7 protein-coding genes, 2 rRNA genes and 1 pseudogene are annotated in these 11,399 nt (G+C 44.4%); 6 read left to right on the top strand and 4 right to left on the bottom strand.

The genetic code is table 11. From position 1 onward, the window contains the following. Positions 1–240: integrase core domain-containing protein (locus tag L5M38_RS23170; protein ID WP_263147013.1), on the top strand; the 240-nt coding region annotated here is incomplete at its 5' end. Between the two features lie 344 nt (positions 241–584). On the opposite strand, the pseudogene L5M38_RS23165 reads toward L5M38_RS23170, so the two are convergent. Further along, positions 585–797 (bottom strand): annotated as a pseudogene (locus L5M38_RS23165) (hypothetical protein); the annotation flags it as partial. 241 nt (positions 798–1,038) lie between these two features. Here L5M38_RS23165 and L5M38_RS23160 point away from each other — a divergent pair. The 3 genes from L5M38_RS23160 to L5M38_RS23150 all read left to right on the top strand — a co-directional run bounded on the left by L5M38_RS23160 (position 1,039) and on the right by L5M38_RS23150 (position 4,334). Beyond that, positions 1,039–3,231, top strand: coding sequence for a M3 family metallopeptidase (locus L5M38_RS23160; protein ID WP_263180438.1), 2,193 nt, complete (start codon positions 1,039–1,041; stop codon positions 3,229–3,231). 269 nt (positions 3,232–3,500) lie between these two features. Continuing rightward, positions 3,501–3,950: an acetyltransferase gene (locus L5M38_RS23155; protein WP_263168276.1), complete on the top strand. Its 450-nt coding sequence runs from the start codon at positions 3,501–3,503 to the stop codon at positions 3,948–3,950. Further along, the gene (locus L5M38_RS23150; protein WP_263168129.1) at positions 3,951–4,334 is read left to right on the top strand and encodes a GCN5 family acetyltransferase; all 384 of its coding nucleotides are present in this window, start codon (positions 3,951–3,953) and stop codon (positions 4,332–4,334) included. It abuts the gene before it with no gap. Positions 4,335–4,541: 207 nt separating this feature from the next. Here L5M38_RS23150 and L5M38_RS23145 read toward each other — a convergent pair whose 3' ends face one another. Further along, positions 4,542–6,686: a M3 family metallopeptidase gene (locus tag L5M38_RS23145; protein WP_263180437.1), complete on the bottom strand. Its 2,145-nt coding sequence runs from the start codon at positions 6,684–6,686 to the stop codon at positions 4,542–4,544. Between the two features lie 707 nt (positions 6,687–7,393). Between L5M38_RS23145 and L5M38_RS23140 the strand changes: the two genes are divergently transcribed. Then, positions 7,394–9,439, top strand: coding sequence for a bifunctional 2',3'-cyclic-nucleotide 2'-phosphodiesterase/3'-nucleotidase (locus tag L5M38_RS23140; protein ID WP_263180436.1), 2,046 nt, complete (start codon positions 7,394–7,396; stop codon positions 9,437–9,439). Between the two features lie 207 nt (positions 9,440–9,646). Continuing rightward, entirely contained in the window at positions 9,647–10,396 is a 750-nt protein-coding gene (locus L5M38_RS23135) for a DUF2057 domain-containing protein (RefSeq protein WP_263180435.1), read from the top strand. Positions 10,397–10,955: 559 nt separating this feature from the next. On the opposite strand, the gene rrf is transcribed toward L5M38_RS23135, so the two are convergent. Together rrf and L5M38_RS23125 are read right to left on the bottom strand one after the other, a co-directional pair. Continuing rightward, positions 10,956–11,071: ribosomal RNA gene (gene rrf, locus L5M38_RS23130) — 5S ribosomal RNA — on the bottom strand. 136 nt (positions 11,072–11,207) lie between these two features. After that, positions 11,208–11,399, bottom strand: a 23S ribosomal RNA gene (locus tag L5M38_RS23125); the annotation flags it as partial.

Here is an 11,399-nt window from a genome sequence, read left to right as displayed (position 1 = left end):
AGTCGTCGCGGGAATTGTTGGGATAACGCACCAATGGAGCGTTTCTTTAGAAGTTTGAAATCTGAGTGGATACCCGCCAGTGGTTATGGGAATTTTACAGAAGCAGATAAAGAGATCACAAATTACATCACTGGATATTACAGTGAGACCAGACCCCATCAATATAATGGTGGGTTAACGCCAAATGAGTCAGAACGTTTATATTGGAATGACTCTAAAACCGTGGCCAATTTTACTTGACCACTACATAGGCTTTTTAGCTAAACGAACAGCGAAAGGGTCAGTGAGGATTGGCATTGTTGCAACAGTGACCGTTGGCGGCATGGATGCCGCCGTCGAGCCTATAGGGATACTTCTTATGAAATAAAAAGACGGCGAGTCACTGGGGAAACAATGACAATTCATGCAGCACAACTGACGATATAACTCACTAGCTTTGAGCCTTTCAGCCTTTGAGTATTTAGAGTTGAAATGGCGGAAATCTAAGATTTAACCGCCATTTCCGTATGAACCTTTTATATTCAGAACGGCTTTATTGCTCCCTACACTTTTGTGTCATCCCAAAATAACTTTAACAAAGAGCACTATTTCACCGCCGATAGCTCGATAAACGCTGCGGAATACATTTTTAGGTTCAGCATGAATTGCTTGTGGGTGATGAACTCTTTTTCGGTATGGCCTGTGTATTCCACGCCCAGCATCGCTTGGGCAAAACTTAAAGCAATGGAGAGTAATTTACTGTTCGTTGAGCCGCCAATTGCAATGGGTTTAGGGTCGACTAAGCCAAGAAAACGTGCCTGAGACGGGATAATATCCTCGCCCAGTTTGCCATCATTTTTTGCTTAAAAGCCTGAAACAAAACATTTGTTACAAACTAAACACAAAATCGATGGAACCCCTAGTCCGATACATGTTAAACAGTCACATTAAGCTTAATTTAATGGTTTTAGCCGCACGTAGACTTCAATTTTTTCTTGAAATCCAAGGCCATCATCATGCAAACATCCATAACAATATCAACCTAACAGGGAACAAATAATGAAGGGAATAACCCTCAAACCGCAAGCACTCACGCTAAGTGCCATCGCTTTAGCCTTAACTTTGGGCGCTTGTAGCACACAACAACCCGATGCCAGTGTTCAAACAAGTGCGGTGCCAAATGCCGTGTCAGCGCAAATTATCAGCCAGAATGCGACGAATCCATTCTTTAAACCCTATGATACTTTTATGGAAATTCCGGCCTTCGATAAAATCAAGCCTGAGCATTTCCTCCCCGCATTTAAAGCGGGAATCGCCCAACAACACGAACAAATTCAAGCAATTGTTGATAATAAAGCAAAACCCACCTTCGCCAATACGATTGAAGCCATGGAGTTTTCTGGCGATCTAGTGACGCGCGTTTCTAACGTCTTCTTTAACCTGACGGGCGCGGATACGAATGAAGCATTGCAAGCACTCTCCAAAGAAGTGTCACCTATGTTATCGTCCGCCGAAGACGATATTTTGCTTAATGACAAACTGTTTCAAAAAGTTAAAGCCGTCCACGACGCAAAAGACAACCTGAAGCTCAGCACAGCCCAAGCCAAATTACTGGAAGATACCTATAAATCTTTCACCCGTGGCGGCGCTAACTTAAGCGAGCCAGATAAAACCAAACTGCGCGCGCTGAACGAAGAAATCGGCAAACTCAATTTAACCTTTGGAGACAATCTATTAGCCGAAACCAATGCATTCGAATTAGTGGTTGATAATAAAGCCGATCTCGCAGGTTTACCCGCAGATGTGATTGCCACAGCCTTTGAAACCGCCAAAAAACGTGGCCATGAAGGCAAGTGGGTATTTACCACGTCTCGCCCTTCTATCACGCCTTTTTTGACCTATGCCGATAACCGCCAGTTACGTGAAAAACTCTACAAAGGTTATATCGAGCGCGGTAACAACAATAACGCCAACGATAACAAGATTATCCTTGCGAAGATTGCCGCCCTGCGTGCCGAACGTGCTCAACTGATGGGCTATAAAACCCATGCGGATTTCGTGTTAGAAGAACGCACAGCTAAAACACCAGAAAACGTCTACGGTTTACTCAATAAAGTATGGCCAGCGGCATTGGCCCAAGCCAAAACCGAAGTGGCTGATATGCAAGCCATGATTGACGCTCAAGGTGGCAATTTTAAGCTGCAAGCGTGGGACTGGGATTACTATGCTGACAAAATTCGTGTCGCTAAGTACAGCTTTAACGAGCAACAAACCCGCCCGTATTTCTCCCTCGACAGTACACTAAAAGGTGTGTTCTACACGGCTAACCGTTTGTACGGTTTGACCTTTAAAGAACGTACCGACTTACCCAAATACAATGCAGAAGTCCGTACTTGGGAAGTTTACGATAAAGACGGCAAGCTGATGGCCATCTTTATGGGTGACTATTTCACCCGCGACAGCAAACGTGGCGGCGCTTGGATGAATTCATTCCGCAAACAATACAATATGAATGGCGTTGATTCTAAACCTATTATTGTTAACGTATTGAACTACCCTCGCCCAGCGGGCAATGAGCCAGCGCTGCTGACCTTCGATGAAGCCAGCACCCTATTCCACGAATTTGGCCACGCCCTACACGGCATGTTATCGAACGTGGAATATCGCTCTCAGGGTGGCACCGCCGTACCTCGCGATTACGTTGAGTTCCCATCGCAAGTAAATGAGAACTGGATGACTCAGCCAGAAGTGTTAGCCCAATTTGCCAAGCACTACAAAACCGGCGAAGTGATCCCGCAAGAACTGGTGAAGAAAATCCAAGCGGCCAGTAAGTTCAACCAAGGTTTTTCTACCGTTGAATACATGGCGGCCACTAAACTCGATTTAGATTGGCACACACTGACCGACACTACGCCAAAGGATGCGACCAAGTTTGAGGCGGACTCGTTAGCGGCAATGGGACTGATTGAGGAAATTAGCCCACGCTATCGCAGCACTTACTTCTCGCATATTTTCGCAGGCGGTTATTCAGCAGGCTACTACAGCTACCTCTGGTCGGATATTTTAGGTGCGGATGCTTTCGAAGCCTTTAAAGAAAACGGTATTTTCGACAAGGCCACTGCGGACTCTTTCCGTAACAATATCCTGTCGAAAGGCGGCAGTGATGATCCTATGCTGATGTATAAAAAATTCCGCGGTAAAGAAGCCGGTATCGAGCCGCTACTGCGTAGCCGCGGATTACTGGCCGAATAATCGCCCCTCTAAATTGAAATTTTAAATATCATAAACAGGGAGCTAATACTCCCTGTTTTTATTTTACTGATACTAAATAGGTAAATAGCGAGAAAGGTCAAGATGACAGAGTGCAGCTTGGCAGCTAACATCTTGGGAAAAAGATGTTACGGAACTTACGCCTAAACTTCTTAAATGCGGATTAGTAATAATGGTACGTTCCCGCTTCACATGTTAACCCACTATTATTCGCCACTTAGGCGGCATTAAATTTTCAATAGAGTTATATGATGAATATTGAGATGGTAGAAAAAGTAGATCATCTTAGTCTGCTCAATATTTGGGAAGCATCGGTGAGAGCAACCCATGACTTTTTAGCAGAAGAAGATCTACAGGAATTAAAGCCGTTGATCCTCGAACAATATTTTGACGCCGTTCACTTAAAGTGCGCTAAAAATGACAATGGAGAAATACTCGGATTCTGCGGGATACATGATGGCAATATTGAAATGCTGTTCATCTCACCTGACGCGCGCGGAAAAGGTATTGGTTCCATGCTAGCGACACATGCCATTAATGAACTGGGAGCCACAAAGGTTGATGTTAATGAGCAGAATCAGCAAGCATTAGGTTTTTACCAGCATATTGGTTTTTCAGTAACGGGTCGCTCACCCGTTGATGGACAAGGTAAACCTTATCCGCTGTTGCATATGGCGTTACATTCCATTGAGGGATTGTAGATGTATCCTGATTCAATCGATGAGAATAGGGTTGGAGAGTATCCAGCGGAAACAAAATCAGGCGGCGGTTATTTCTATGATCAAGTCTTAGAATATCGTGTTTGGTGCCGCCCTTGGCAAGGTGCTCCAGATGAATTTGATGGTGAAATCTACTATTACGCATTTCATACTTATAATGAGGCTCTTGAATTTTCGAATGAAACTGACGGGTCTGAAGCGCCTTTAGTACTTATTAAACAGCTTGAATGGATTGATGAACCAGAAGCAGGAAAATTCATTCATAAAAAGGGTGAGCGCCTAACTGAATGGAGGGTTGAGTGGTTATTAGAGAGTCAACGTAAGGAGGACACTATTGCTAACTTTATAAGTGACAATCAAACATAACAATTTAATCAATAAAAAAAAGTTTAAGACTGTCTTTCGACAACATTCCAACAAACTATTTTGGAACTGTGATTAGGAGCGTTACCTGCAGATTTCCTTATCCTCTAAACCTCCTGTCTTGAAACAAAAAATGGTTAATAAATCCGCCCCAACATCAATAAAAAAAGGCTTGTTAGGTTTCCCTAACAAGCCTTTATCTTATTACAATTAATCGACTAAACCGCGGCGCTTTAACAGTGCATCGGTTGTCGGTTTTTTACCCGTAAAGTGAATGTAATCTTGCATGAGATCTTCACTGTTACCTTTAGATAAGACTTCCTTACGGAATTTGTCACCATTATCGGCTTTTAAGCCACCTTGCTCGCCCATATAGGCAAAAGCATCAGCGGCAAACACTTCGGTCCACAAATACGCGTAATACCCTGCGGAATAACCACCGGAGAAGGCATGGCTAAAGTAGCTCGACTTATAACGCGGGGGAATTGGCGTAAAATCAAGACCATGTTTAGCTAATACTTGGTGCTCAAACTTCTCTACATCGCTAATTTGAGTATCGGCGCTGATAGAGTGCCATTCCATATCTAACAAGGCCGCTGACAGGTACTCAACGGTATCAAAACCTTGGCCAAACTTATTTGCCGCTAAAATTTTATCAAGCAGCGCCTTAGGAATTGGCTCACCCGTTTTGTAGTGTTTGGCATAGTTAGCAATCACAGCAGGGTCGATATTCCAATCTTCGTTAACCTGTGATGGGAACTCAACAAAGTCACGTGCGGTTGATGTACCAGCCACGCTTGGGTATTTCACTTGCGAGAATAAACCGTGTATCGCATGGCCAAATTCATGGAACAGAGTGGTCACTTCATCGAAGGTCATTAGCGTTGGGCCATCGGCTGGCTTAGGAATATTAAGCGCGTTATAGACAACGGGCTTAGTGCCGAGCAGACCGCTTTGGGTGACGAACTCATCCATCCACGCGCCGCCGCCTTTGCCTTCACGGGCATACGGGTCTAGATAGAATAAGCCAATAGAACTGTTATCTTTATCAAAGACTTCAAAGGCTAAAACATCGGAATGCCACACGGGTAAATCAGTACGCGGTTTTAAGCTGATGCCATACAATTTATGCATAGCGAAAAACAGCCCGTCTTTCAGCACAGTATTAAACTCGAAATAAGGCTTGATACTGCTTTCATCGAGGGAGTATTTCTCTTTACGCACTTTGTCGGCGTAATAAGCCCAATCCCAAGGTTGCAGTTCAAAATCACCGCCCGCCTTTTTGATTTCAGCTTGAATATCAGCCGCTTCCACTTTGGCGCGAGCTAAAGCTTTTGGCGCTAAATCATCGAGGATTTCATACACAGCGGCTGGTGTTTTCGCCATTTGATCGGCAACCGCATAGGATGCCCAAGTATCGAACCCCAGTAAATTGGCTTTTTTAGCCCGTATTTGCGCCATTTTGACAATCAATGGACCATTGATTGCGACGGCTCTGTGCGCCGAGGTTTCCCACACTTTTTGGCGCAGTTCACGGTTGCTCAGGCTAGAAAGTACAGGTTGGCGTGTCGTGTTGACTAAAGTAATCAAATAGCCTTCTTTTCCAGCAGCTTTGGCCGCTGCGGCTAAGGTGGCGATTTCGCTGTCGGATAAACCGGCTAACTGGGCTTTATCAGTCACAACAATCACATCATCTTTAAATGATTTTAAGCTGTTTTGTGAAAAGTCCGTCGCTAAGGTTGCAAGCTCAGCGTTAAAGTCGCGCATCTTAGTTTTATCTTCGGCCGACAATTTCGCGCCAGCGCGGACAAACTGCTCATAGTAATATTCAACTAGACGCTGATCTTCCGCATTTAGGCTGCTCTTTTGCTGGTATACGGCTTCAACACGGGCAAATAAAGTCGGATCGAGATAAATATTATCTCGGTGGGCAGATAGCTTAGGTGCAAGATCCGCTTCGGTTTTCTGGAAATCATCATCAGAAATCAGACCTGCGAGATTAAAGAAGGTACGCGATACGCGCGTTAACAATTCACCCGAGGTTTCCATGGCGAGAATGGTATTGTCAAAACTAGCCGCTTGTTTGTTATTCACAATCGCAGCGATTTCTGCATCGTGAGCTTTAATGCCCTGCTCGAAGGCGGGAGCATAATCTGCAGACTGAATAAGATTAAATTGCGGCGCTTGATCTTGCAGTGGACTCTTGCTCAGCAGCACATTAGCTGCTTCAGCTTTGGCGGCGGATTGAGTCGCAACGGCATTTTTGGCTTCATTGGTGCTTACAGCAGGCTTGTCTGAACAAGCGCCAAGTAACAATGCCGCAGCTACGGCTGTGGTAATAACGGACTTACGCATATTAACTCCCTTGGATGTTGCTGCCCTTTCGATTGTATTTTTAAGGTGAAAGGTGCGCGCAAACGGATTTTGGCTTTCGGTTTACAACAGTCTGTTTTAACGAACTTGTGTAGCTTCGTACGTCAATTTCGATGAACTACCTTAACAAGTTACGCGCATTTCAGCCAAGTTTTACCCGCCCAGAGCACAGCTAATTTGTATCACTTTATGTGTATTACTCGTCTAAATAAGCCTATGCCAACGCTACGCTAAACCTAACTCGCCTCAATCAAGCCAAGAGACATGTGAGCATAGGTGATCAACATTGGCTAAAATTTGATGTAAAAGAATTATTTAAAACAATTCTACTGAAGTTTTAAGTCAAATATCCCCGACATAGACAAGGGGCTGAGCAAATAAAATGCCATTCCAATAACAAATATTAATTCTTCTTAATAAACTGTTTACTGTAATTATTTAAACATTGGCGTAACAAATAAACAGGCCAAATGGCTCACTATTTAGGCAAGCAAACCTTGAGTCACAATTTGAAACAGCTTTTATCCGATTAATGTCACATTCAGATCATCAAATGTCTTTATAATTCCCGCTCGTTAACTTAGCGGCAAATTAACCTAACAGTTAAATTACGCTGAATTAACGGGATGATGGGCATGTTCTTTTACGGAACATGCATTGGGGTCAAATAAATATAAATAGAGATAACTATGTTAAATAAGAAAATACTCGCAGTGATGATCACTGCCGCCCTTGGTGTAAGCGCCTGTAATTCTGATGATGACAAAGTCGTTCAAGCCGATTTACGGGTACTCGAAACCACAGATCTGCACACAAATATCATGGATTTCAACTACTACAGTGGCAAAAATGACCCAACTATCGGTCTAGCCCGTACTGCAAGCTTAATCCACGCTGCACGCAACGAAGCCAAAAACAGCGTACTCGTCGACAACGGCGATCTACTACAAGGCAGCCCAATGGGCGATTACATGGCTAAAGTTGGCCTGCAAATGGGTGATATTCATCCAGCCTATAAAGCCATGAACCTATTAGATTATGAAGTCGGTAATATCGGTAACCATGAATTTAACTATGGTTTAGATTTCTTAAATAAATCCATTAGTGGTGCAGATTTCCCTTATATCAACTCAAACGTTTATTGCGCCGACGATAATGGTTGCTGGAATGAGGTTAAAAAAGGTGAGCATTTATTCACCCCTTATATCATCAAACAAAAAAATATTATCGACAATGAAGGTAATAATCAAACCATTAACATTGGTTATATTGGTTTTGTGCCACCGCAAATTCTATTGTGGGATAAACAAAATCTGACGGGTAAAGTGACGGTCGAAGATATTATTGAAACCGCGAAAAAATATGTCCCCGAAATGAAAGCAAAAGGGGCCGATATCATTATCGCCATTCCTCACTCTGGTATTGGTTCAACGGAAAATCCTGGCGATCCTATGGCTGAAAACGCCACTTACGCTTTGACTTATGTTGATGGTATCAATGCGATTCTATTCGGCCACAGCCACTCTATCTTCCCTGATGCTAAGTATGCCGACTTACCCAATACCGACGTCACTAAAGGCCTACTGAACGGCGTCCCCGCAGTGATGCCAGGTCGTTGGGGTGATAACTTAGGGGTTGTTGACTTTAAACTTGAACGTAGAGATGGCAAATGGCATGTCCTTAGTGCCAAAACGCAAGCTCGCCCCATATATAATGGTGCAACTAAGGAAGAGTTAGTTAGCCAAGATCCCGCAATTAAAGATGCAGTCGCAGCCGAGCACCAAGGCACCCTCGCCTTTGTGGATGAACCTATCGGCGTTGCCGCAGCCGACATGTACAGCTTCCTTACCTTAGTGCAGGACGACCCTACGGTACAAATCGTTTCCGATGCGCAAATCGCTAACGTGAAAGCGAAATTACCTGCAGCATTAAAAGGTCTGCCAGTGCTATCAGCCTCCGCACCCTTTAAAGCGGGCGGTCGCCACGGTACAACCAGTGATGCCGATCAATTTGTGCAAGTTGATAAAGGCCCACTGACCTTTAAAAACGCCGCCGATCTGTACCTGTATCCCAATACTATGGTGGCAGTCAAAGCGACGGGCGCCGAATTGAAAGATTGGCTCGAGTGCTCAGCGAACCAGTTCAATCAAATTGACCCTGCAAAAACCACCCCACAAGGTTTAATCAACTGGGATGGTCATCCAACCTATAACTTCGACGTACTCGATGGCTTAACCTATAAAATTGATGTGACCCAACCGAGCAAGTTTGACCGCGATTGCGCCGTCGTTAATGCCAACGCAAACCGTATCGTTGATTTAAGCTATAAAGACGAAAACGGCAAAGTCATCACAGGTGAAGAATTTGCCGCGAAAGAGTTTATCGTTACCTCAAATAACTACCGCGCCTTCGGGGGTAAGTTTGCTGGTACGGGTAGCGACCATGTGGTACTTGAACTGCCCGATACTAACCGTGAAGCGCTAGCTGCTTATATCACAGCGCAATCTAAGTACAACGAAACCACGGGTAAGTACGAAGCTATGGTCAATCCAAGTGCCGATTACAACTGGGATTTCAAAACCATCACTACCGACGTCACATTAGACGTTCGCTTCCAAACCCAAGACAGTGACAAAGCCGCTGCCTTTATCGAAGCCAATAAACAACGTGAAATGAAGAAGATCGGTAAGGATGAACTGGGTTTCGCCGTTTATGGCATCAACCTAACCAAATAAGCGTTCAATCCAGAAATATCATGCTCAAAAAGGCTCCTCGTGAGCCTTTTTTATTCCCTACAGATTAAATTAACGCTAATCTGCGATCTATAAACGGCGTGTCGCCATTTAGTTCATCATGCTCCACACTAAAGGTTAAACCTGCTTTGTGTCGCCAAATATCTGCCTTATTATTTAGCGGCGTCCTCGCAACAACAGAGAAAGCTTATGAAATATCAATCAATCTTATGTGCCACGGCATTAGTGCTGGGGACAGTGCAGCCAGCAACGGCCGATGTTCATCTCAATCTGCCTAAAAATGCTGAAGTGTTAACGGTCAATGGCAAGCCAGCCGTAAAGAGTGGCGATCTCGTTTTAGCCGATGGGACCAATCAGATTGCCTTCCGTTATGCCGCGCAATACCGGCAACAAGCTGACTCAGTACATTATCTCTCCGACGTGCTCATCGTCCGTTTTGATGCGTCAGCACAAACACTCTCGCTGACACTTCCCGCTATCAACTCAGCCAGAGATGCAAAGAAATTTGATGAGTCACCTAAGCTGACACTATTAAATGCTCAAGATGAAGCCCTGGTTTTTACCAGCGATAAATTGATTAAGAATGGCATTCAACTGGGACGGGATTTCGAACACGAGATACTGCAGTACAACCTTAGCAATCATCCGGCTTCATTAAATCTCACTATGAATACCGCAACAACGCAAGCAAGCGACGCCATTGCACCCGTATTGGCAAGCCAGCCGCAAATACACCAAACATCAGCAGCCACATCCACGAGCTTGATCGCGCCAGCAGTTATGTCGTCAGCAGTCGCAGCGAACAATGATAAGGCTCAGCAAATCACTCCAGCGACGACACCTAGCCAAGCTGAAATCAGTCAAATGCTGGATTACTGGTACAAACAAGCTAACGACAATACCAAAGCCAGCTTCAAAGCCAAAATCAACAAAGAGTGACCCATAGAGCACGCAAGCGTTGAAGAGGGTATTTGTCCTCTAACCATCAACATTGCTTCAGCTATCTATTTCAAACCGCCAGCTTAGTGTCACTATGAACTGGCGGCTCTATTACAGTTCATAAAATGAGAACTTAGTAAAACTTAAGCTCATTAAGAAAGCGTTCAGTAAACCCATTACCACTTCACAGCTTAATGTTATTTCAAACAATGAAACGGTTTCAAAAACGCTAAAACATGTAAATTGCAGACGCAAAAAAACCAGCTTATCAGCTGGCTTCGTTACATCTCAATGAGATCATTAGGCGCTTAGCGATGACCTACTCTCACATGGGGGTGAAATCATAGCGCTATAAATACGGAGTATTTAGCATGATTGAACGCGAAGAAGCTTGTCTTCGTAGCCGGGGAGTCCGCTTAGCGGCGGGCGACCGCCATGGATGGTGGAAGTGTCAATATTGGAGGAACATTTATTGACCGACATCGAGATAAGTTTTCGCGGAGCGTATAAACACCAAAGCCCTAGCGGTTTAGGCTAGGGCTTTGGTGTTTATTTGGATGCTTGGCGATGACCTACTCTCACATGGGGAGACCCCACACTACCATCGGCGCGTTTGCGTTTCACTTCTGAGTTCGGGATGGGATCAGGTGGTTCCACAAGGCTATTGTCACCAAGCAAATTCTGTTTATTACCGTGTCCATCTCTGGCTCACGTTAATAATAATTCGGAAAGCTGATTTTCTGTTGAGTCTTTAACTTTATCAAGTGTCGATATTCTGTCTAAGGCTGCTTATAAAACCCATCTGGGTTGTATGGTTAAGCCTCTCGAGTCATTAGTACATGTTAGCTCAACGCCTCACAACGCTTACACACCATGCCTATCAACGTCCTAGTCTCGAACGGCTCTTTAGAGGAATTAAATTCCTAGGGATGACTCATCTTAGGGCTCGCTTCCCGCTTAGATGCTTTCAGCGGTTATCGATTCCGAACGTAGCTACCGGGCA

Source organism: Shewanella sp. SM101, assembly GCF_025654465.1.
Taxonomy (GTDB): Bacteria; Pseudomonadota; Gammaproteobacteria; order Enterobacterales; family Shewanellaceae; genus Shewanella; species Shewanella oncorhynchi.
The sequence above is the reverse complement of the archived record's forward strand: the minus strand, read 5'-3'. Positions and strand labels throughout refer to the sequence as shown.